At 61.5% G+C, this 22,891-nt stretch carries 20 protein-coding genes; 16 read left to right on the forward strand and 4 right to left on the reverse strand.

All coding sequences use genetic code 11. The annotated features are described in order from the left end of the window. Positions 1-35 precede the first annotated feature (35 nt). The 7 genes from LOY31_RS17210 to LOY31_RS17240 are packed head-to-tail and all read left to right on the forward strand — an operon-like array spanning position 36 to position 6,327. Complete coding sequence (locus tag LOY31_RS17210; RefSeq protein ID WP_085602876.1) at positions 36-710, forward strand: thermostable hemolysin; 675 nt, start codon at positions 36-38, stop codon at positions 708-710. Then, positions 700-2,181: an AMP-binding protein gene (locus LOY31_RS17215; RefSeq protein ID WP_258711909.1), complete on the forward strand. Its 1,482-nt coding sequence runs from the start codon at positions 700-702 to the stop codon at positions 2,179-2,181. Before LOY31_RS17210 ends, LOY31_RS17215 begins: the two co-directional genes overlap by 11 nt. Next, positions 2,178-2,852: a TenA family transcriptional regulator gene (locus LOY31_RS17220; protein ID WP_258711910.1), complete on the forward strand. Its 675-nt coding sequence runs from the start codon at positions 2,178-2,180 to the stop codon at positions 2,850-2,852. Before LOY31_RS17215 ends, LOY31_RS17220 begins: the two co-directional genes overlap by 4 nt. Then, entirely contained in the window at positions 2,839-3,648 is an 810-nt protein-coding gene (locus tag LOY31_RS17225; RefSeq protein ID WP_258711911.1) for an SDR family oxidoreductase, read from the forward strand. Before LOY31_RS17220 ends, LOY31_RS17225 begins: the two co-directional genes overlap by 14 nt. Continuing rightward, positions 3,645-4,289 carry a tetratricopeptide repeat protein gene (locus tag LOY31_RS17230; protein WP_258711912.1) on the forward strand — a complete coding sequence of 215 codons (645 nt, stop codon included), beginning with the start codon at positions 3,645-3,647 and terminating at the stop codon, positions 4,287-4,289. Before LOY31_RS17225 ends, LOY31_RS17230 begins: the two co-directional genes overlap by 4 nt. 11 nt (positions 4,290-4,300) lie before the next feature. Beyond that, positions 4,301-4,963, forward strand: coding sequence for a response regulator (locus LOY31_RS17235; RefSeq protein ID WP_085602867.1), 663 nt, complete (start codon positions 4,301-4,303; stop codon positions 4,961-4,963). Next, positions 4,960-6,327, forward strand: coding sequence for an ATP-binding protein (locus LOY31_RS17240; protein WP_085602865.1), 1,368 nt, complete (start codon positions 4,960-4,962; stop codon positions 6,325-6,327). The genes LOY31_RS17235 and LOY31_RS17240 overlap by 4 nt, the downstream gene beginning before the upstream one ends. 21 nt (positions 6,328-6,348) lie before the next feature. On the opposite strand, the gene LOY31_RS17245 is transcribed toward LOY31_RS17240, so the two are convergent. Both LOY31_RS17245 and LOY31_RS17250 read right to left on the reverse strand, forming a co-directional pair. After that, complete coding sequence (locus tag LOY31_RS17245; protein ID WP_258711913.1) at positions 6,349-7,611, reverse strand: MFS transporter; 1,263 nt, start codon at positions 7,609-7,611, stop codon at positions 6,349-6,351. 99 nt (positions 7,612-7,710) lie between these two features. Next, positions 7,711-8,598, reverse strand: a complete 888-nt coding sequence (locus LOY31_RS17250; protein ID WP_258711914.1) for a LysR family transcriptional regulator — start codon at positions 8,596-8,598, stop codon at positions 7,711-7,713. Positions 8,599-8,731: 133 nt separating this feature from the next. Here LOY31_RS17250 and LOY31_RS17255 point away from each other — a divergent pair, with 133 nt between their 5' ends. Continuing rightward, positions 8,732-10,402: a GMC family oxidoreductase gene (locus LOY31_RS17255; protein WP_258711915.1), complete on the forward strand. Its 1,671-nt coding sequence runs from the start codon at positions 8,732-8,734 to the stop codon at positions 10,400-10,402. A gap of 130 nt (positions 10,403-10,532) precedes the next feature. Next, positions 10,533-12,155 carry an MFS transporter gene (locus LOY31_RS17260; protein ID WP_258711916.1) on the forward strand — a complete coding sequence of 541 codons (1,623 nt, stop codon included), beginning with the start codon at positions 10,533-10,535 and terminating at the stop codon, positions 12,153-12,155. A 49-nt stretch (positions 12,156-12,204) separates the two neighbouring features. Here LOY31_RS17260 and LOY31_RS17265 read toward each other — a convergent pair whose 3' ends face one another. Continuing rightward, positions 12,205-12,573, reverse strand: a complete 369-nt coding sequence (locus LOY31_RS17265; protein ID WP_085602857.1) for a DUF427 domain-containing protein — start codon at positions 12,571-12,573, stop codon at positions 12,205-12,207. Between the two features lie 424 nt (positions 12,574-12,997). On the opposite strand from LOY31_RS17265, the gene LOY31_RS17270 reads away from it, so the two are divergent. Genes LOY31_RS17270 through LOY31_RS17295 form a run of 6 tightly spaced genes read left to right on the forward strand, consistent with a single transcriptional unit; the run spans position 12,998 to position 19,162 of the window. Beyond that, on the forward strand, positions 12,998-13,678 hold the full coding sequence (locus LOY31_RS17270) for a bifunctional 2-polyprenyl-6-hydroxyphenol methylase/3-demethylubiquinol 3-O-methyltransferase UbiG (RefSeq protein ID WP_221534303.1): 681 nt from the start codon (positions 12,998-13,000) through the stop codon (positions 13,676-13,678). Between the two features lie 34 nt (positions 13,679-13,712). Then, positions 13,713-15,254: a class I adenylate-forming enzyme family protein gene (locus tag LOY31_RS17275; protein WP_085602853.1), complete on the forward strand. Its 1,542-nt coding sequence runs from the start codon at positions 13,713-13,715 to the stop codon at positions 15,252-15,254. A 16-nt stretch (positions 15,255-15,270) separates the two neighbouring features. Further along, on the forward strand, positions 15,271-16,305 hold the full coding sequence (locus LOY31_RS17280) for a class I SAM-dependent methyltransferase (protein WP_221534298.1): 1,035 nt from the start codon (positions 15,271-15,273) through the stop codon (positions 16,303-16,305). After that, positions 16,298-17,479: an acyl-CoA dehydrogenase family protein gene (locus LOY31_RS17285; protein ID WP_258711917.1), complete on the forward strand. Its 1,182-nt coding sequence runs from the start codon at positions 16,298-16,300 to the stop codon at positions 17,477-17,479. The genes LOY31_RS17280 and LOY31_RS17285 overlap by 8 nt, the downstream gene beginning before the upstream one ends. Positions 17,480-17,515: 36 nt before the next feature. Next, the gene (locus tag LOY31_RS17290; RefSeq protein WP_085602846.1) at positions 17,516-17,902 is read left to right on the forward strand and encodes an ectoine synthase; all 387 of its coding nucleotides are present in this window, start codon (positions 17,516-17,518) and stop codon (positions 17,900-17,902) included. A gap of 45 nt (positions 17,903-17,947) precedes the next feature. After that, entirely contained in the window at positions 17,948-19,162 is a 1,215-nt protein-coding gene (locus LOY31_RS17295) for an MFS transporter (RefSeq protein WP_258711918.1), read from the forward strand. A gap of 93 nt (positions 19,163-19,255) precedes the next feature. Here the strand turns inward: LOY31_RS17295 and LOY31_RS17300 are convergent, their stop codons facing one another. Beyond that, positions 19,256-20,662, reverse strand: a complete 1,407-nt coding sequence (locus LOY31_RS17300) for a serralysin family metalloprotease (protein WP_258711919.1) — start codon at positions 20,660-20,662, stop codon at positions 19,256-19,258. Positions 20,663-20,940: 278 nt separating this feature from the next. On the opposite strand from LOY31_RS17300, the gene LOY31_RS17305 reads away from it, so the two are divergent. After that, positions 20,941-22,884, forward strand: coding sequence for a DNA topoisomerase III (locus LOY31_RS17305; protein ID WP_258711920.1), 1,944 nt, complete (start codon positions 20,941-20,943; stop codon positions 22,882-22,884). Positions 22,885-22,891: the final 7 nt, after the last annotated feature.

Raw genomic sequence — 22,891 nt, forward strand, 5'->3', positions numbered from 1 at the left:
CTCCTCTCAAATCCTTTGAGGGAGGCCTTCAGCCCATGCCCGATTCTGACTGGAATATCCCCCTGCCCCTGCACTTCGGCCATGCCGAAACACTTATGCGACTGTCCAGCTCGCTGCCGGGCGACGCTCAGCGGGCATCGTTCGAAGCGTTCATTCAACAGCGCTTTCACAAGGCTCATGGCGCCGATATTCGTCATTTCATGCCCGAACTGTTTGGCGTGCACAACGACTCCGGCGAACTGTGCGCGGTGGCCGGCGTACGCCGCGCGCATCTTGAATCGCTGTTTCTCGAACGTTACCTGGATGAGCCGATCGAGCCCTTGATCAGCGCGGCGGCCGACCGTCCGGTGGAGCGCAGCGGCATTGTCGAAGTCGGCAACCTTGCCGCCAACGACACCGGCAGCGCACGCCTGAGCATCATTGCCATCACTTACCTGTTGGCCATGGGGGGTCTGGAATGGGTGACCTTCACCGGCAATATCGGACTGGTCAACAGCTTCCATCGCCTGGGTCTGAAACCGGTAACGCTGTGCGCCGCTGACCCGGAGCGTCTGGGCGATGACCGTCACCACTGGGGCAGTTACTACGAAAGCAAACCCTGGGTGCACGTGGGCAATATCCGCTCCGGTTTCATCCATCTTCGCAACATCGGTCTGTTCAGCCGGCTGGGATTGCCGACATCCGTTGAGGGAGCCTGCCATGTCGCTTGAACGTCAACGATTTCAGGAAACCCTGCGCAGCCATGCAGGGCGCAATGACAACGCCCTGGCGTTGTGGGGCGACACGCTGAAAATCAGCTACACGACGCTGTACGCCGAGGTGATGTACCGCCAGCAGCGCTTGCGCGATGAAAACGTGAAGGTTATCGCCCTGGCGCTGGACAACGGCGTCGAAGCCATACTCTGGGATCTGGCGGCGTTGTTTGAAGGCTTGACGTGCGTGACCCTGCCACCGTTCTTCAGTCCGGCACAACGTGCCCATTGCCTTGAGCAAAGCCAGGCCGAGCGAGTGATCGCCGAACCGGAGTTGGAGCCAGAATTGCTGGCCGCCGGTTATGAACAACGCGGTGAATTCTGGTGCCGCGCCTTTGAAGGCCCGAACCGCCTGCCAGTCGGCACCGCCAAACTGACGTTCACTTCCGGCACCACCGGTACACCGAAGGGCGTGTGCCTAAGCGCGGACAGTCTGCTGCGGGTCGCTCGGGAGCTGGAAGAATCCAGCAAACCCACAGCCCCTCAACATCACGTGGCGTTGCTGCCACTGGCGATCCTGCTGGAAAACCTTGGCTGTTATGCGGCCCTGTACGCCGGGGCGACGCTGAGCGTGCCGAGCCAGAAAATCCTGGGCATCCAGGGCGCCAGCGGCGTCGACCTGCCGCGCTTGCTCGGCTGCCTGGCCCACCGGGCGCCCGAGAGTCTGATCCTGGTGCCGCAATTGCTTTTGCTGTTGGTCAGCGCTGCCGAACAGAAAGCCTTCGATCCGCAATCGCTGCGTTTTGCCGCCGTTGGTGGCGCACGGGTTTCCGAGGATCTGCTGCACCGCGCGCAACGGGTCGGCCTGCCGGTCTACGAAGGCTACGGCCTGTCCGAGTGCGCATCGGTGGTCTGCCTCAACCGGCCCGGGGCTCGGCGTCCGGGCAGTGTCGGGCGGCCCCTGCCCCATGTCGACGTACGCCTTGCCGAAGACGGAGAGGTGTTGATCAAGGGCTCGACACTGATCGGCTACCTGGGCGAACCGGCATTCAGTGATGAATGGTGGCCCAGCGGTGATCTGGGCGAATTCGATCCGGAGGGTTTTCTCTACCTCAAGGGCCGCAAGAAGCATCAGTTCGTCACCAGCTTCGGGCGCAACGTCAACCCGGAATGGGTCGAGTCCGAACTGACCCAGCGCCATCACATCGCTCAGGCCTTTGTGTATGGCGAGGCCTTGCCGCACAACCACGCCCTGCTCTGGCCACATCGCCCTGATTGCACCGATGCACAACTGGAAGCCGCCGTCGCCGCTGCCAACGAGGTATTGCCCGATTACGCCCAAGTGCATCACTGGACGCGCCTCAAGCAACCCTTCACCGCCGCCAATGGCCTGCTCACCGCCAACGGCCGCCCGCGCCGCGATGCGATCGTCGCGCAGTACCGCACCTTGCTCACTGAATCAGTCCTTTCCGAGGAATCGGCACCATGAGTTTTTTCGACACCCTGCAAGAAGCCACACAACAGGAACGCCACGAGTTGTTCAATTTGCCGATCATCCTCGATGCGCTGCAAGGCAAGGTCAGTCTTGAAAGCTATCGCGCGTTTCTCGCCCAGGCCTACTACCACGTGCGTCACACCGTACCGCTGATGATGGCCTGTGGTGCGCGACTGCCGACGCAACTGGAATGGCTGCGCAAAGCCGTGTGCGAATACATCGAGGACGAATACGGTCATGAGCAATGGGTACTCGACGACATCGCCGCCTGTGGCGGTGACCGTAACGCGGTGCGTGATGGCCAGCCGTCGCTGCCGATCGAGCTGATGGTCAGCTTTCTCTACGACCTGATCGCCCGAGGCAATCCGGTGGGTCTGTTTGGCATGGTCAACGTGCTGGAGGGCACCAGCATCGCCCTGGCCACCCACGCCGCGGGCAGTATCCGCGAGCGTCTGGCCCTGCCGGAAACGGCTTTCAGCTACCTCAGTTCCCACGGCTCGCTGGACATCGAGCACATGCACACCTATCGCCGGTTGATGAATCAGCTGGAAGATCCGGCCGATCAGGCGGCGGTGATTCATGCCTCGAAAGTCGTCTATCGGCTCTACACCGACATGTTCCGAAGCCTGCCCCGTGACGCGGAGGTTCAACATGCAGCTGCATGAAGCCCGTGTGGTGCTGACCGGTGCCAGTGGTGGCATCGGACTGGCCATCACCCGTGCCCTGTGCGCCGCCGGTGCGCAAGTACTGGCGGTGGCGCGACATCAGGAATCGCTGCGCCCGTTGCTCGATCTTTACCCACAGAACCTGTGCTGGGTCGCTGCCGACCTGACATTCCTCAGCGACCGGCGCAAGGTGCTGGCCGCCGCCGAGGCCATCGGCGGCATCAACCTGCTGATCAACGCCGCCGGGGTCAATCACTTCGCAATGCTGGAACAGCTCGACGACAGCGACATCAACGCCATGCTGGCGGTGAACATCAGTGCGCCGATCTGCCTGACCAAACTGTTGCTACCGCTGCTCAAGCAGGCCGACAGCGCCATGGTGGTCAATGTCGGCTCTACCTACGGTTCAATCGGCTATCCCGGTTATGCCAGTTATTGCGCCACCAAATTTGCCTTGCGCGGGTTTTCCGAGGCCTTGCGCCGGGAACTGGCGGACACCCGGGTCGGCGTGCTGTATGTCGCACCGCGCGCCACCCGCACCAGCATGAACAGCCCCGCTGCGCAGGCATTGAACGATGCACTCAAAGCCAGCGTCGACGATCCGCAGGCCGTCGCCGCTGCGGTGATCCATGCGATTGCCGGTGATCGCCGCGACCTCTATCTGGGCTGGCCGGAGCGCTTTTTCGTGCGCCTCAACAGCCTGCTGCCCAATCTGGTGGATCGCGGTCTGCGCAAGCAATTGCCGTTGATCCGTCGCCTGAGTGAAAAACCCGAGAACGAGACGCCAAAACCATGAAAAGACTCTTCGCATGCCTGCTGCTGGGTGCCCTAAGTCAATCAGCCTGGGCGATGGACGCCGCCGATCAGCAACGCCTCAACAGCATCCAGCAGAGCTGGGCGCACATCCAATACGAAACGCCGGAAAAACAGCGCGCCGCCGCGTTCGAACAACTGGCCGTTCAGGCAACGCACTTCACCACCGAACGGCCGGCCGTCGCCGAGGCCTGGATCTGGAAAGGCATCGTCACCAGCAGTTGGGCCGGTGCCGAGGGCGGACTTGGTGCCCTGGGCAAAGCCAAGGACGCCAAGGCCGATCTGGAAAAATCCCTGACCCTCGATCCCAAGGCGCTGCAAGGTTCGGCCTACACCAGCCTCGCCGCGCTGTACGACCGGGTACCGGGCTGGCCGATCGGTTTCGGCGACAGCGACAAAGCCGAACAACTGTTCAAACAGGCTTTGCAACTCAACCCCGACGGCATCGACAGCCTGTACTTCTGGGGCGACCACCTCTACCGTCAGAAACGCTACGCTGAAGCCAGGGCAGCGCTGCAAAAAGCCCAGCAGGCCGCTCCCCGTCCGGGCAGGGAAAGTGCGGACGCCGGGCGCCGCAAAGAGATCGCCGCGTTGCTGGTGGACGTGAACAAGAAACTCGACTGACAGGGGTTCGTGTGCGTTTATTACTGATCGAAGATGACGAGGCCCTTGGCGAGGGCATTCATCAGGCGCTGGGGCGCGAGGGCTACACCGTCGACTGGCTCAAGGACGGCAGCAGCGCCCTGCACGCCCTGCTCAGCGAGACCTTTGACCTGGCGGTGCTCGATCTCGGCCTGCCACGCATGGACGGTCTCGAAGTGTTACGCCGTCTGCGCGCCAGCGGCTCGAACCTGCCGGTGCTGATCCTCACCGCACGCGATGCCACGGAAGACCGCATCGCGGGACTAGACGCTGGCGCCGACGACTACCTGATCAAGCCCTTCGACCTGGCCGAGCTCAAGGCCCGTCTGCGCGCCCTGCTGCGACGCAGTGCCGGACGCGCGCAGATGCTTATCGAACACGCCGGCATCAGCCTCAACCCCGGCACCCAGCAAGTCAGCTATCTGGGCCAGCCGGTGATACTCACGCCCAAGGAATATCAGCTGCTGCATGAACTGTTGTCGCCACCCGGCCGGGTCATGACCCGTGACCACCTGACACAACTGCTTTACGGCTGGAACGAAGAAGCCGAAAGCAACACCCTGGAAGTGCACATCCACCACCTGCGCAAGAAATTCTCCACCGACCTGATCCGCACCATCCGCGGTGTGGGTTATCTGGTGGAGGAGCGTCGATGACCTCGATCCGGCGCCGTACCCTGACCCTGATCATCGGCCTGATGCTTGCCGGGCTGACAGTGCTCAGCCTGTTCAACCTGCACGACAGCAACCACGAAATCGCCGAAGTCTACGACGCGCAACTGGCGCAGAATGCGCGTCTGCTGCAAGGCGTGATGCGCATGCCGTTGCCGGGGCAGGAACACGCGGATCTGTATCGGGCGTTCAACTCGGCATTGGCTGAAGCTGTGCCAAAAGGTGACGGCCACCCCTACGAAAGAAAACTCGCCTTTCAGGTCTGGAATACCAAGGGCGAGGTCCTGGTGCATACCGCCAGCGCGCCCTCCTTCAGCACGCCGCCGATCCAGCCTGGCTTCAGCGACGTGGAGGATCTGAACAAGCGCCACTGGCGGGCCTTTATCCTGGAAGACAAACAGAACGGGCTGCGCATCTGGGTGGGCGAACGTGGCGACGTGCGAGCGGATCTGGTTGACCGGATCGTCCGCCACACACTATGGCCGAACGTGATCGGCAGCCTCGTCCTTGCCGCGATGATCTGGCTGGCCATCGGTTGGGGTCTCAAACCCTTGGCCAACATGGCCGCAACCCTGCGCGCCCGCCACAGTGGCTCCCTCGAACCGCTGCAATTGACACCCCTGCCCAGCGAGCTGGAACCGATGCAGGCCGCGCTCAACCGCATGCTCGCGCAGATCCAGGAAGTGCTGGGCCGTGAACGGCGCTTCATCGCCGACGCCGCCCACGAAATGCGCACGCCATTGGCGGTACTGCGTGTCCATGCGCAAAACCTGCTGGAGGCCGGCACTGAACAGGAGCGGCGCGAGTCACTCGAGTTTTTGATCGCCGGGGTGGATCGCACCAGCCGCCTGGTCAATCAGTTGCTGACCATGGCCCGCCTCGAACCAGAGGCCAAGGCGCCTGCCAACAAACGCATCGATCTCGGTGAAATCGTACGCAACAGTCTGGTGCAACTGACGCCGTGGCTGTTGAGCAAACATCTGGAACTGGCCTTCGACGTCAGCGCCCCCTCCTTCAATGCCCTCACCGACGCTGCCGCCATCGACATCGCCCTGAACAACCTGATCACCAACGCTGCCAATTTCTCTCCCGAACAGGGCGTGATCGGCGTGCAATTGACCCAGGCCGACGGCTTCTACCATTTGAGCGTTGAAGATCAGGGGCCGGGAATCGATGAAGCGGATCGAGCGCGGTTGTTCGAACGGTTCTACAGCCGGGGCAATCCCCAAGGTGCGGGGCTGGGGCTGACCATCGTCCATACCATCGCGACCCGTCTGGGCGGGCGAATCACACTGGAAAACCGGGTCGAGGGCGGTCTGAGGGCGACGCTGTCGATTCCCGCCGGTTGAACAAGTCTTGCGACCGTTGAGTCATGGCGCAACCATCGGTGGCGCCTTGCTGTGCAATACCTTTGATTCGGTATTGGAGCGCGACACCGTCTCCGGCACCGCCACCCAAAGCAGCACCAGCGCCGCCAGCGCCACCCCCGCCAAGGTCAGGAACGCAGCGCTATACCCCGCCTCCTGAACCACAATCCCCGCCAGGCTGTTGCTCAGCGCAGCCCCCAAACCAAACACCGTCGAAATCGCCCCCAGGCTGACATTGAAATGCCCGGTGCCCAGCGTCAGGTCTTTCACCACCACCGGAAACAGCGCGCCGAAAATCCCCGCGCCGATGCCATCGAGCAATTGCACCGAAACCAGCCACCACGGATCGTTCGACAGCACATACAACACGCCGCGCAACGGCAGGATCAGGAACCCAGCCAGCAGCAACGGCTTGCGTCCCCACAGATCAGCCTTCGCCCCCACCAGCAGCGCAACCGGCACCATCACCAGTTGCGCCGCGACGATGCAGGCGGACGTGAGCGGCGTGGCCATCTGCAGATTGGCCTGCGCCAGTTTCTGACTCACCAGCGGCAACATTGCCGCGTTCGCCAGATGAAACAGCGCGCAGCAAATCGCGAACATGAGCAGCGGTCTGTTGGTGAGCAACACGGACAAGCCCGAAGGCTGCTTGCCCTGCCCCGTTTCGCTGGGCTCAAGGCCTCGGGCGAGATCGTGGTCAATCGCGTCTGCCGACACAAAGGAAACGGCAATCACACTGGCCAGCGCCATGACCGCCATCAAATAAAACACCGCGACCGGGCCGAACAGGTACGCGGACAAACCAGCCAACAACGCGGCGCAGGCGTTGCCGGCGTGGTTGAAGGTTTCGTTGCGCCCGGTTCTTCGCGTAAACGCGCGAGGCCCGGTAATGCCGAGGGTGATCGCGCAAATGGCCGGCGCGAAGATCGAAGCGGCAGCTGCGCTGATGGCTTGCGTCAGCGCCACCAGACTGAACGACGTCACGAACGGCAGCAGCAGGCAGGTTCCGGTGACCACCAGCGCAGCAATCGCTATCAGCGCCCGTTTGAAGCGTGTGCTGTCGACCAGCGCACCCGCCGGAGTCTGCGTGATGAGCGCGGCGATCCCGGCGATCGTCATGACCAGACCAATACTTGCCGGCTCCCAGTGGTGAACCGCCAACAGGTAAATCGCCAGATAAGGACCGAGCCCGTCACGCACGTCGGCGAGGAAGAAATTCAGGCTGTCGAGGGACAGGTTATTGCGGCGATCGAGGTGAGTAGCCACGGGAAGCGTCTTCGTTGTCGAGGTTCTGCGAGATGACTCAACCTCTGCAAATCGAATGACCTTTTGCCGGGCGTTTTAGTTGCATGAAACAGCCGTCCGTTACTGCCCCATCAACAACTCGCGCTCGCCTTCACACAAACCCACGACGTAATCCCAAACCACCCGCAACCGCACTGACTTGTGCAACTCCCGCCGCGTACTGATCCAGTAACTGCGCTCGATGCTCTCATCCGGCAACAACGCCACCAGATCCGGATCCGACGCGGCCATGTAACAAGGCAGCACCGCAATCCCAAGCCCCGAGCGCGCCGCCTGTTGCTGGGCGATCACGCTGGTACTGTGAAACACCACCCGCGGATTGCGACAGAAGCTGTTGAGAAACATCAGCTCCTGACTGAACAGCAGATCATCGACATAACCGATCCACGCGTGCCGCCCGAGATCCTCGCGACTGCGCAGCGGCGGCGCACCGTCCAGATAGCTCTGGCTCGCATAGAGGGCGAGCTTGTAATCAGTCAGTTTGCGGGTGACCAGCATGTCCGCCGCCGGCCGTTCCAGGTGAATGCTGATTTCCGCCTCACGGTTGAGAATGCTGACGAAACGCGGCACCGCCACCAGTTCCACTTCCAGCCCCGGATAGCGCTCGAACAACCCGATCATGCGACTGGCGAGAAACATGATGCCCAGGCCTTCGGTGACACCAACGCGGATCTTGCCCAGCGGTGCCGTGGATTGGGTGATTTCTTCCTGAGCCAACAGCGCGACGTTTTCCATTGCTTCGGCATGCTTGAGCAGCGCCTCCCCCGCTGGTGTCATTTCGTAACCTTGGGCGTGCTGGACGAACAGCGCGGTGCCGAGGCTTTTTTCGATGGCCTCAATATGCCGGGCGACGGTGGCGTGCGTGGTGTTCAGGCGGCGGGCAGCCGTGAGCAAGCGGCCGCTGCGTTGTAACTCAAGAAAGAACCGCAGGTCGTTCCAGTCGAACATGGCTTGTCCTTGTCGGCTATCGTCAGGGAGCGCTGTTTGAAAACGCACAGCGGCTGCGCAAAAACTAACATTCTTTTGACGAAAGCTAACAACTAGGATGACTGACAACAAAAACAATAAGCGAGGTCAGGGAATGCAGACTTCCCTCGATGAATTCGATTACATCGTGGTCGGCGCCGGGCCGGCCGGGTGTTTGCTGGCCAATCGGCTGTCGGCGGATCCGCAGCAGCGCGTGCTGTTGCTGGAAGCCGGCGGGCGCGACAACTATCCGTGGATTCACATCCCCGTGGGTTACCTGTTCTGCATCGGCAACCCGCGCACCGACTGGTGCTTCAAGACCGAAGAACAACCGGGCCTCAATGGCCGCGCGCTGAGTTATCCGCGCGGCAAGGTGCTGGGCGGCTGTTCGTCGATCAACGGCATGATCTACATGCGCGGCCAGGCCAACGACTATGACGGCTGGGCTGCCGAGGGCAATCCGGGCTGGGCCTGGAATGACGTGCTGCCGCTGTTCAAGCAGAGCGAAAACCACTTTGCCGGCGCGGCGGATTTTCATGGTGACAAGGGTGAGTGGCGAGTCGAGCGCCAGCGCCTGTCGTGGCCGATTCTCGATGCGTTCCGCAGCGCTGCCGAGCAAAGCGGCATTGCCAGCATCGATGACTTCAACCAGGGCGACAACGAGGGTTGCGGTTACTTTCAGGTGAACCAGAAGGCCGGGGTGCGCTGGAATGCGGCGAAGGCGTTTCTGAAGCCGATTCGTGATCGGGCCAATCTCACGGTATTGACCGACGTCGAGGTGGATCGCGTTCTATTCGAAGACGGTCGCGCCTCGAAGGTCAGCGCCCGTTGGCGGGGTCAACAAAAGAGCGTCAAGGCGCGCAAGGAGATCGTGTTGTGCGCAGGCTCCGTGGGCTCGCCGAGCATTCTGCAACGCTCCGGAATCGGCCCGCGTCCGCTGCTGGAAAAGCTCGGCATCGGCGTGGTGCATGAGCTGCCGGGCGTCGGCGGCAACCTGCAGGACCACCTGCAACTGCGGCTGATCTACAAACTGGAAAACGCCCGCACCCTCAACCAGATCGCCGGCAGCGTGTGGGGCAAGATGGGCATGGGCCTGCGTTATCTGTATGACCGCAGCGGGCCGTTGTCGATGGCGCCGAGTCAGCTGGGCGCGTTTGCCCGCTCAGGGCCTGAGCAGGCCTCGGCCAACCTCGAATATCACGTGCAGCCGCTGTCGCTGGAGCGTTTTGGCGAGCCGCTGCACAGCTTCCCCGCGTTCACCGCGTCGGTGTGTGATTTACGGCCGCAGAGCCGGGGCCGGGTCGAGATCCGCTCAGCCGATCCGCAAGAAGCCCCGCTGATTCAACCCAATTACCTCAGCCATCCCGAAGACCTGCGCGTGGCCGCCGATGCGATTCGCCTGACCCGGCGTATCGTCAGCGCCCCGGCCCTGCAAGCCTTCAATCCGGTGGAATACCTGCCCGGCGCCAGCCTGCAGACCGAAGAGCAACTGCACGAAGCGGCGGCGAAGATCGGCACGACGATTTTCCACCCGGTCGGTACCTGTCGCATGGGTAACGACGCGGACGCGGTGGTCGATGCGCAATTGCGAGTGCACGGCGTGCCGGGGCTGCGGATTGCCGATGCGTCGATCATGCCGCGCATTACCTCGGGTAACACTTGTTCGCCTACGCTGATGATTGCTGAAAAAGCGGCACAGCTGATTCTCAACTCTTTACAAGCGACACCGATCCCTGTGGGAGCGGGCTTGCCCGCGAAAGCGGCAGATCATTCAGCAGTGAGTTGAATGGCACACCGCCTTCGGGAGCAAGCTCCCTCCCACAAAGGACCCGCATCAGATTCACGGACATCGCGCATCACCCGGACACGCAACACCAGTGGAAACAACAAAAACAATCACTGTGAGGGATACCGATATGTCAGAACACGTTCAGCCTCTGGACGCCGTGCGCAGCACGGACGCCAGCCCCGATACCCGAAAGGTCATCTTCGCCTCGTCCCTGGGGACGGTGTTCGAGTGGTATGACTTCTTTCTCTACGGCGCCCTGGCGGCGGTCATCAGCAAGCAGTTCTTCGCCGGGGTCAACGACACCACCGCGTTCATCTTCGCGCTGATGGCGTTCGCCGCAGGCTTCATCGTACGGCCGTTCGGGGCGCTGGTGTTCGGTCGGTTGGGGGACATGATCGGGCGCAAATACACCTTCCTCGCGACCATCATCCTGATGGGCGTAGCGACCTTCGCGGTGGGCCTGCTGCCGACCTACGCCAGCATCGGCATCGCCGCGCCGATCATTCTTGTTGTGTTGCGCATGCTGCAGGGCCTGGCCCTCGGCGGCGAATACGGCGGCGCCGCGACTTACGTGGCGGAGCACGCGCCGATCGGCAAGCGCGGCTTCCACACCAGCTGGATTCAATCCACCGCGACCCTCGGTCTGCTGCTGTCGCTGCTGGTGGTGCTCGGCTGCCGCTACTTCACCGGCGATCAGTTCGAAGTCTGGGGCTGGCGCATTCCGTTCCTGCTGTCGATCGTGCTGTTGGGGATTTCCACCTGGATTCGCCTGAGCCTGCACGAGTCGCCGGCTTATCTGAAAATGAAAGAGGAAGGCAAGACCAGCAAGGCGCCGATCCGCGAATCTTTCGGTAAATGGGAAAACCTCAAAGTCGTGCTGATCGCCCTGTTCAGCATCAACGCCGGGCAAGCGGTGACCTTCTACGCCGCGCAGTTCTACGTGCTGTTCTTCCTCACCCAGTTCCTGAAAATGGACCCGGCGGTGGCCAACAGTCTGCTGATCATCAGCGTGGTGATCGGCGCGCCGTTCTTCATCTTTTTCGGCTGGCTGTCGGACAAGGTCGGACGCAAACCGGTGCTGATGCTCGGCCTGTTGCTGGCCACGGCGCTGTACTTCCCGATCTTCAAATCCCTGGCCCACTACGCCAACCCGGCCATCGACCACGCCAGCCGACAGGCGCCGATCACCGTGGTGGCAGACCCGGCCACCTGCACCTTCCAGTTCGATCCGGTGGGCAAGGCCAAATTCGACAGCCCGTGCGACAAGGTCAAGACCTTCCTGGTCAAGCAAGGCCTGCCCTACTCCAGCGTCGCCGCCCCGGCGGGCAGCACGGTGCAGGTGAGCGTCGGCGACGTCAAACTCGATGGCTTCGACGAGGCATCACTGCGCGGCGCGATCACCCTCGCCGGCTATCCGCAACAGGCTGATATGCAGCAAATCAACAAGCCGATGATCGTGGCCCTGATTGTTGGCCTGATCATCATCTCCGCCATGTGCTACGGCCCGCTCGCGGCGCTGATGGTCGAACTGTTCCCGACCCGCATCCGCTACACCTCGATGTCTCTGCCGTATCACATCGGCAACGGCTGGTTCGGCGGATTCCTGCCGACCGTGTCGTTTGCGCTGGTGGTGTACACCGGGGATATTTTCTACGGGCTGTGGTACCCGGTGCTGATTACCGGGGTGAGCCTGGTGGTGGGAATGATCTGTCTGCGTGAGACGAAGAATATCGATCTGGACAAGAACTGATTGACAGGCGTGTGGCGGGGGCGCAATGCCCTCGCCACCCTGCGGAATTTCAGACCTCCGCCTCGAGCAATTCAAACTTCACCTGATCGGGATAAAACGCCACGTAGTCCTTGATCTGGCTGACCGAAATCTTCGGATGTTCGTACGTCCACACCGCGTTCGCCCCTTCATGCCCTGGGACTTGCAGACTGAAATAGTTGGCGTCTCCCTTGTACGGGCAGTAGGTGGTGTGGTCGGTGCGGGCGAAGTACTTCTCGTCGATGTCCTCGCGCGGGATGTAGTAGACCGGCGGGTAATTGGCTTCGAGCAGCACCAGTGCTCGGGCCGAGGCGGCGACTTGTATGCCGTGGAATTTCACAAGCAGGCAGCCTGGCTGCTCGGCGATGGTGATGACGGGACTGGGACCGGAAGTTTTCATCGGTTTCTCCTGACTGCGGCGAAGAGAGCGTTTCAGGTATAACCCATGCGGCCGGATCACGCCGGGTTCGCAGCCGAACGGTTTTTGCCGAGCAAATAAAATCGTGATCTGTGGAGACTGTAACTTTGATGGTCACCAACTTGTGACAAAAATAACTCACACCCTGCCGTAGTTCGCCTTGACAGCGCCAGCCACGCGATGGAAATATCCCCTCCGTTATCGAGCAACTTGCAATTTCCGATAACCATGGACGCTCTCAAAAAAATAATGAAATGGAGTTTCAGCATGCCTTGCTTCCGCCAGTTACATTCTCCCTCCTTCATAAATACTTCATATTTCCCGCCCCCAGCCTGATCAATTGATCGCACGCTTTTACCCAGCGCGTTTTCCTGCGTGGCACATCTATCGATGCCAGAGAATAACTATGAAAGTAGTGAACAGTTCCGTCCTGAAAGAATGGTATGACAGGGAATACAGCGCTTGCGACAACGGCACCCTGTTCGGTGAGTTGCGCGATGAGTTCAAACAATTTCTGGCCAGTCTACCCGACGGCCCGGGTTGCGCACTGGAATTGGGTTGCGGCGACGGTCGCAACCTCACGGCCCTTGCCCGCAAGGGCTACAGCCTCAGCGGTGTCGACATGGTCGACAGCACGATTCAGAGTCGCAGGCACAATCCGTGGTTACGCGAGCTCGACTTTCAGCAGGCGGACATCCTCGACTATGACCCCGCCCCTGCAACTTACGATGTACTCGTCTGTTCCGAGGTGTTGCACTTCTTCAATCAGGAAGAACTTCGCATCGTGATGCCCAAGATCATCAGCGCTGTAAAACCAGGCGGTTATATATTTCTCGATCTGTTATCCGACCTGACTCGTTACTTCCAGGCAAGCGGTGAGCCTTTCATCTGGGACAAGGAAGCCGGATTATCCATTCAAGACAGCGAAGGTTTCTTTGATGCCTGGCTGGGTGATTTTGATATTTACGCCTTCAATAAGTTTTTCGATAAACAGAGTTGGCCATTGAGCAACTCTGAAAACTTGCCGATCGACCCTTACACCTGGCAAGGCACCTATGTTTCGGTGTGCGCAAAAAAACGCCATTAACTCCCCGAAGTTGTGCTTGAAAGGATATTGAGCCATGCAACTTTTTCATCAGGTCATCGCCGATAACGCCCGCCAATACCCGACCAAACCGGCCATTGTTCTGGATGGCGCCGCGACCTCTTATCAGCAACTGCAGCAACGAGCGGACGCCATCGCCACTCTGCTACCGAACCTGGGAGTCGCCCCGGGCGAACGCGTTGGACTGTATTCGGCCATCTCCGTCGATCTGATCGCCGTCTACCTCGGGGTGCTTCAAGCCGGGGCGATCACTGCCGCCACCCATCACACGTTGAGTCGCGCAAAGCTGATTCATCAGCTCAAGCATTCGGGCGCCCGGGTGCTGATCACCGATTGCACCGACGACCTGCCCGGACTGATCGAGTCCGCCGGACTGGACCTGGTCCTGCTGACCGTTCCCGCCCCCGACGCTACACCAAAGATCATCCCGCTGGCCGATGCCCTTACCGCGCACCAAGCACAAAATACCTCGGTCACCGCCCCACTGGAGGCGCATCCGGAACGTCCCACCTCGATCTTCTATACCTCGGGTTCGACCTTCAATCCCAAAGGCGTGCTGGTCAATCACCGGATCATGCTGGCGGCCTCCCGCCGGGTGACCACTTACCTGCAGAACACCCCCGACGACCGCATCCTCAGCTACTCGACGCTAGCCTCCGACTACGGCGTCTACAACGTGATGATGCCGCTGTTCGCCGGCGCCACCAGCGTCATCGAAAGTCGTCCCGCCAGCAGCGCCGAAGATGTCCTCAGGGTAGTCGAGCGCGAATCCGTCACCGCCATGCACGTGTTTCCCCCGGTGTTTTTCCTGCTGGCCAATACCGGCTCGCAGTGGCAGACAAGGGTTCCGAGGCTGCGCTATATCTCCAGCAGCGGTCAGGCCCTGCACACCCGGCATATCCAGCGGATCCGCCAGGCACTGCCGCAAGTCCAAATCTTTTCCAACTACGGGCTCACCGAGTGCAAGCGCGTCAGTTACCTTCCCCCTGAAGAGATCGACCGCCGCCCGACGTCGGTGGGCAAACCCCTGCCCGGCGTCAGCCTGTATCTGGTCGACGAACAGGGTAGGGCCATCGACGAACCCGGGCAGGTCGGCGAACTGTTGGTGACCAGTGACTACCTGATGCTTGAGTACTGGAACATGCCCGAGGCCAATGCAAAGGCCTTCGTCCACGATGTGTTCGGCCATTCGCGGTTGTACCGCACCGGCGATCTGTTCAAACGAGACGCGGACGGTTACCTCTACTACGTGGCGCGCAAGGATGACGTGTTCGCGCGCAACATCTGGAACGTCAACCCGCGGGAAATCGAGCAGTGCCTGGCCTCGCATCCGGCCGTCGCCGAAGTGCTGGTGGTACCGGTCGCCGACGAATCCGCCGGGCACGTACCCAAGGCCTGCATCGTACTTGACATCGACCATCGCGAGACCAGCGAACAGGCCCTGCTCGATTACTGCAAGACCCGCCTGGACTGGCACATGGTGCCGACCCAGTGCGTATTTCTCGAAGCCTTGCCGAAAACCGACTCGGGCAAGTTCACCGCCAAAGGACTGATCTGACAGCAGGAGCTACCCCATGAACACTTGTCCGCAGCCGCCACTGGATGACATCAGTCTGGACCGGAACCTGCAACAAAGCGCCATGCTGAAACTGGCCGGGCACTTCCACAGTCTGGCCACGGGCGCCAGTCAGGTGCCCTTGCAGTCTCTGCACAGCCACTTGACGTCGGAGATCAAAGACCCACAGATCCTCGACTACCACGATCGTCTGATCAAAGGTGCGGGTCCTTTGTTCTCGCACTTTCTGGCCAGCGTGCCGTACATCCTCGAAGAACTGTCGAGGATCGGCGTGGCCCTGACCCACCTGGCCCGCACCAACACCCGAAGCGCCGACCAGACCTTCAGCCTGTTCGAGGTGGACGCTTTCGATGGCAGCAATGGCCGTGCGCTGGCCGGCCACTCGCAGGGCCTGATCCGCAGCTTCACCTCTTCGCCCAACCAGGCCAACCGGATTTCGTTTGATCGGCATGCAGACCCTGCACTGTCGCTGTTCTATCCGCAATCGGTCTTCAAAGTCAGCCCGGCCCTGCTGCAAAGCCCCGAATACGAACGCTTCGCCCAGGGATTCGATTTCATTTATGAAATGGCCGCGTTCCAGTTCTATACCCGCGATCGCGAGCGGCAAATCGCCCATATCAAGCAGTTTCTCAAGCCTGGGGGTCTGGTGTTTTTCCTGGAGAAGCTCAACCACCCCGACCCGCAGGAATACCTGCGGCGCGAGCAGATTAAGGACGAGGTGTTCAAGACCCGCTACTTCAGCGAGGAAGAGATCCGCTGGAAACGCCAGCAAATGCTCGAGCAGATGCAGAACGGTCAGGTCACCCTGGAAGAACTGGTCAGTGCCCTCTCGGGCCGTTTCAAGCATGTCCACTTGCTGTGGAGCAGCAGCAATTTCTGCGAATTCGTCGCCTCGGACGATCAGGAACAAATCGAACGCTTCCTTGGTCTGCTGGGCCCGGTGATACAACCCGCAGCGTTCTGTTTTGAAGGGGCGCGCCTTGGCAACCTGTCAGCGCCCCACGACGCTGCCGCGGAGTCAGGCGATGATTGATTGCACCGGACAAGCGTTCTACCACGCCGCATCACCTACCCTGTGCCAACGGGCCGTGGAGCACCTTCCGGCCTGGCGCGAACGCGCAGCGGCGGCGGAAAAAAACCGCCGTTTGAGCAGCAGCACCTTCAGCGAACTGTTCGCCGGCGACTGGCTGGACCTGCTCTCGCCACGTGCACCGGTCACCCGCAGTGGGCACTGGCCAACGCTTGTGGAAAGCGCGCGCATCGCCGCCAGAGCCTGTGCCTCCACGGGCTGGATGCTGGCGCTGGTGGGCGGCCACGCCTGCATTGCCCGGCGCCTGCCACCGACCTGTCAGGATCAGTTGTACGCCGAGGGCCCCCGGCAATTGTTCGCCTCGGCATCCGCCAGCGCCGACAGCCGGTTATCGTGGGAGTCCGGCGGTATTCGGGTCAACGGGCGATGGCGCTTCAGCTCGGGTATCGAAGACGCCACCTGGATGATGCTCAATGCCCCCTGCCCGAATCACCCGGAGGCCGAACAGGCCCCGCGCTTCCTGCTGCTGGTTGCTGCGAATGAAGTTCAGCGGCTCGACAGTTGGGACAGCTGTGGCATGGCGGCGACCGGTTCCCACGATGTACTGACCCACCAGTTACTGGTGCCCCACGAACGGGTGTTCGCCCTGCACGAGGTGTTTGCCCGGCATCCGCCTTCGTCCGCCACCGACTACATCGACCATGCGCCGTTGGTGCCCTACCTCACGACCTCGATCATTGGCCCGCTGCTGGGTTGCGCCGAAGGTGCCCATGCCGCGTATGTGGCGGCGCTCGCCGGATCGGCCCTGGCGAGCGATCCACGGACCGCCGAGCAGACAGCTCACTCGGCGGCGCAGTTGTACAGCGCCGGGCTGTTGTATGAATCGCTGGTATCCCGACTGCATGAAGCAGGTATTCAGGATCGCCCACTGGACGCCGGGCAGGTGTTACAGCTCAAGCGCGACCGGGCCTATCTGGCACAGCAATGCGTGCAAGCGGTACGGCGTCTGGTGGAACGGCTCGGCGCCTCGTCGCTGGTGGCCGGCAACCCGCTCCAGCGTCACTGGCGAGATGTCCAGGCCATCGCCGCGCACCGCGATCTGGTCTGGAGCGACGCAATGCTGGCTTGGGGCGAGGCCCTCCTGCGCGCCACCAATGCCGGCGCCGAACCGGCCTGACCGTTTTTCACTATCGACTTTCTCAGAGAGGCTCACATGTTCATTCGCAACAAATCCGAAGTAGAAAAAACCCCGTACTTCGTCGAATGGGGCGCCGGCACCAGCCATCGCCTGCTCACCGAACGCGATGCCATGGGTTTTACCCTGTGTCACACCGTGGTCCGCGCCGGCACCGAATCGCTGTTGCACTATCGCAATCATCTGGAGGCGTGTTATTGCATTGCCGGGGAAGGCGAAGTCGAAGATATGCAGGGAAATATCTACCCGATTCGGCCTGGCGATGTGTATGTGCTCGACCAGCACGATCGCCATTATCTACGCGGGGGCAAGGAACAGGATCTGATTCTGGTCAGCGTGTTCAACCCGCCCCTGCGTGGCGACGAGCGACATAACCTCAACGACAGCTCGGGCTCGGCTTACTGATGTTGCGGCAGCCCCGCCAGGCCGCCCACCCACAGGAGTGTCATCATGCGTAAGGATTACCTGGCTTTTTTCATCTCGCTGTTCCTGTCGCGGCTGGCGGATCAGATCCTGTTGTTCATCGTGCCGTTGGTGGTATTCCAGACCACCAACAGCGCGTCCTGGGCGGGGCTCGCATTCTTCGTCGAGTCGCTGCCGCGCTTTCTCGCGTTTCCGCTGTGCGGGGCCCTGTGCGACAAGTTCTCGCCCATTAGAATCCTGCACATCAGTCAGGTCTACCGGGCGCTGCTCTGCGTGCTGGCAGTAGGGCTTTATGCCGTCTTCGGCGGTATCGCATGGCTTGTGGTGCTGTCAGCGCTGTGCGGCGTGCTGACGACTCAGGGCATCATGGCCCGCGAAGTGCTGATGCCGTATATCTTCCAACACTACAGCTACACCAAAACCCTTTCCTACTCGCAGATAGCCGACCAGACCGGACTGGTTCTGGGGCCCTTGGTGGCGGCATTGCTGCTGGAGGTTTCGGCCTGGCACTGGGTGGTGCTGTGGGTGGCCGGACTGTTCCTGCTGGCCGACCTCAGCATGCTGGTGTGGCAACGTTTCAGCCGTATCACCCTGGAGGTGTTCGAGCAGCATCAGGACATCTGGCTGCAGCCTCTGCGCATCGCTTTCAGGCATATCCGCGAACTGGCGGAGCTGAAAAAGATCATCACCCTGGCAGTCGGGGTCAACCTGATTGTCGGGGTCACCCTGGCCACTTCGGCGGCCATGGTGCTCGGTCAATACAGCGCCGGCAAGGACGACTACGCCGTGCTGCAAGCGGCTGGCGCGGTGACCACCATCGTGATTCTGTTTTTCCTCGCCCGGGTGGTATTGCCCTTGCGCGTACTGGGTGGCGTTGCCTATTCGATGCTCGCCGCCGGCGCCTTCATCAGCGCCCTGAGCCCGAACCTGGCGGGTTATGTGCTGGGTTTCCTGCTGATCGTCGGCTTCGACAAGATGTTCAACGTTTACATGCGCAGCATTCGCCAGCGAGTCATTCCCCCTCAGGACTTCGGCAAGACCGTGGGCGTGATCACCCTGCTCAACAACTTGTCGCAACCGCTGGCCGGTCTGCTGGTCGCACTGCTCGCTGCGCCACTGGGGACGCAACGTGTGATTCTGATTCTGGCCGTGCTGGCGACGCTGCTGGGCGTGGCGGCTCTCTGGTGGTTTGCCAGAGTACGTAATGCCCCCGCCACGTCGATCCTCGAGACCGAGCAGTAACGGATTTTCCTGTCGTAGAGCGATGTCCGAAAACAAAAAAACCGCAGCCTGCGAAGGACTGCGGTTTTTTCGTTTCAGATTTCCGTTTTCAGATCAGGCGACGATATCGGTCGCCACGGCCTGCCCCACCACACCCACGGCGAAGTCCACCGAACCCTGGCCTGTCAGGTCGATCATCAGGCTGGTCTGGTTGGTCTGTTCGAAGTACGTGAGGATCGCGTCGCCCGCGTGTCCGGTGAAGCCGCTGACGAAGTTCAGAGTGGCCGCGCCGGTGGCGAACCCGGCGATGCCCGACAGGTCGATCTTGTCCAGGCCGCTGGTGAAATCCATGATCCAGTCCGGAGCGGTCATGGTCGAGTCGCTGGCCGCGCCGAACACGAAGGTGTCCGCGCCGCCACCGCCCCACAGCGAATCACCGCCGCCACCGCCGTAAATGATGTCGTTGCCGGCACCGCCGATCAGGTCGTTGGCCGCCGCATTGCCGATCAGCAGGTCATTGCCCGAACCGCCAATAGCGTTTTCCACGGTCACACCGTGGGCGATGGACACGTTGCCCACCAGACCGCCGACATCGGAGAACGACCCTTCGTTGAGGTTGATCTTCTGGTTCTGGCTGAAGCCTGAGAAATCCAGCGTGTCGTTGCCGCCGCCGTCCCATACCGAGAACACCACTTTGGAGGAGTTCGAGGTGGCGCTGTAGAAGTCGCGATCGGCGTTGGAGTTGAAGCCGTACACGGTGTTGTCGGCACGGGTTTCGAAGTTGGCGCCGTAGAGTTTCTGCACGGCGACGATGTCGTCCATCAACGGTGCCGAGGCGTAGGCGCCGCTGCCGTCCTTGCTGAAGTTCTGGTCGGTGTTGGCCTCGCTCCAGTAGCTCATCAGGCTGTAGCCACGGGTGTCTTCGGCGTATTTGGCGTCACCGTAGGTCGGGTTGCCGTTGCCGGCGTTGTAGGCGCCCGGGTGCGACAGGCCAAGGGTGTGGCCGATTTCGTGGGTCAGGGTCTGACGCCCGTAGTTGTTGGTGTCCGGAGTCTTGTTGACCTGGTACTGATCGTTGATCAGGTACCACGATTGACCGTCGTAGCTGCTGCCCTGCGGCAGGTAGGCGAACGCCGCGCCGCCGGTGCTGACGTCGTAGTTGCCGAAGGTCATGTGGCCGTCACCGCCCTTGCCTTCGGTGAAAGTCACGTTGGCCACGTCCGACCACGATTGCATCGCCAGCACGGCCTGTGCTTTCTGCTGGGCGCTGAACTCGCTGAAGTTGCCGAGTTTCGGGTTGTAGTTCGACGGTTTGTCGGTCAGGAACGTGTAGGTCAGATCAATTTTGCCGTCGGCATTCTTGTCCTGCCACGACATGCCCTTGCGCAGGATTTCGTCGGCGGCCTGGTCGGCGGTGAACGACGGTTTGCCGTTGACGGTCCCGGTGCCGCGATCGTACAGATGGCTGAAGGTGTCGACGGCGGTGAAGGCGCTGCTGGCCTGGGAGGAAGGTTGAGACATGGTGTACGTCCTTGTTTCTGAAGAGTCAGTGTCAGACAGAAAAGCGGCGATCTTCTGGCGAGATCGTCCTGTCACTCGCCCTGTTAGGCGGATTGAACCTGCCACAGCCGCCAACGGGGGCGCTAATCAATTTCTCGATAGCGTCCCGGATTGCCCCGACGCGGGCTGTCATGACCGGCAATCCTTTTATCTGTATATCCATACAGATAAAAGTTGCCCGATCGCCCGACTCAGGCCATCCTGTGCGCCTCTTCGGGCAATGATCGACGACGGTGGTTATGCGGCTGTACCTCTGTGAAAAACCCTCCCAGGCCAAGGATATTGCGGCCGTACTCGGCGCAAAGCGTCGGGGCGACGGCTGCTGGCTGGGAACGGACGTCACGGTGACGTGGTGCATCGGCCACTTGCTGGAAACCGCCCCGCCGGACGCCTACGACGCCAAATACAAGCGCTGGGTACTGGCGGACCTGCCGATCATCCCGGACAAATGGAAAATGACCGTCAAGCCGCGCACTGCCAGCCAGTACAAAGCGGTCAAGCGCCTGCTCGGCGAGGCCAGCGAACTGATCATCGCCACCGACGCCGACCGCGAGGGCGAGATGATCGCCCGGGAGCTGGTCGAGCACTGTCGCTATCGCGGGCCGATCCGCCGTTTGTGGCTGTCGGCGCTGGACGAAGCCTCGATTCGCAAGGCGTTGGCGGCGCTGAAACCGGGCGCTGAAACCTTCAGCCTGTATCACTCGGCACTGGGGCGCTCGCGGGCGGATTGGCTGATCGGGATGAACATGAGTCGACTGTTCACCCTGCTTGGCCGGCAATCCGGCTATCAAGGCGTGCTGCCGGTGGGCCGCGTGCAGACGCCGACGTTGCGGCTGGTGGTGGATCGCGACCACAGCATCGCCGATTTCGTGCCGGTCGCGTATTGGGCCATCGATGTGCAACTGCTGCACAACGGCACGCCGTTCACGGCGCAATGGCGTGCGCCGAACGATGCCTGTGACGATCAGGATCGCTGCCTCAATCAAGCCCTCGCTCAGCAAGCAGCCGTCGCAATCAGCAGCGCTGCCAGCGCCCGAGTGGTCAAACTGCGCACCGAGCGCATGCGCGAAGTGGCGCCCCTGCCCTTCGATCTGGGCACCTTGCAGGAAGTCTGCTCGAAGAAGCTCGGCCTCGGTGCCCAGGAAACCCTCGACATCGCCCAGGCCCTCTACGAAACCTACAAAGTCATCACCTACCCGCGCAGCGATTGCGGCTACCTGCCCCTGAGCCAGCACAGCGAGGCGCCGGGGATTCTCGCGGCGTTGCGTCAGGCCGACCCTAGCCTCGAAGCGCTACGCGAGCATCTGGAGCCGCAACGCCGCTCCCGCGCCTGGAACGACGCCAAGGTCAGCGCTCACCACGGCATCATCCCGACCGCTGCCGCGAAAAATCTCGAACGCCTGACCGGCAAGCACCGCGCGGTCTACACGCTGATTCGCGCGCGGTATCTGGCGCAGTTCCTGCCCAATCACGAATACGACCGCACCCAGGCCGATTTCGATTGCGCCGGTGAAGCCTTGCGCGCGGTTGGCAAGCAGATCATCGAACCGGGCTGGAAACGCGCGTTGCCCGAAGCGCTGGCACCGGCCAAGGGTCGTGAAGCGCCGGCCCCGCAAACCTTGCCGACGTTCACCCAAGGCGCCGAGTGCGCAATCGCAGACGTGAAACTCAAGGACCTGTGGACGCAGCCGCCCAAGCCCTACACCGAAGGCGACCTGATCAAGGCGATGAAGAACGTCGCCAAACTGGTGGAAGATCCGCTGCTCAAGCAGAAACTCAAGGACACCACCGGCATCGGCACCGAAGCCACCCGCGCCTCGATCATTCAAGGGTTGCTGGATCGTGGTTATCTGGTGAAGAACGGCAAGGCGCTGTCCGCCACACCTGCCGCGTTCAGCCTGATCGACGCCGTGCCGCGCGCAATTGCCGACCCCGGCACCACAGCGATCTGGGAGCAGGCGCTGGACATGGTGCAAAGCGGCGAGATGAGTCTGGAAGAGTTCGTCACCAAGCAGGCGGCGTGGATGAGCAAGCAAGTGACCCGCTGTGCCGGGCTGAGCCTGACCATCAGCGGCCCGCCGCCCGCAGGCAAGGCCGCTGCGCCGTGGAAGAACAAACGCAAGACCACCCGGCGTAAAACCACCGGAACCAGCAAACGCTCGGCGAAACCGGCAGCCAAATAGCCCGCCG

The organism is Pseudomonas sp. B21-021 (genome assembly GCF_024749205.1).
In the GTDB taxonomy this organism is placed as follows: Bacteria; Pseudomonadota; Gammaproteobacteria; order Pseudomonadales; family Pseudomonadaceae; genus Aquipseudomonas; species Aquipseudomonas paraglycinae.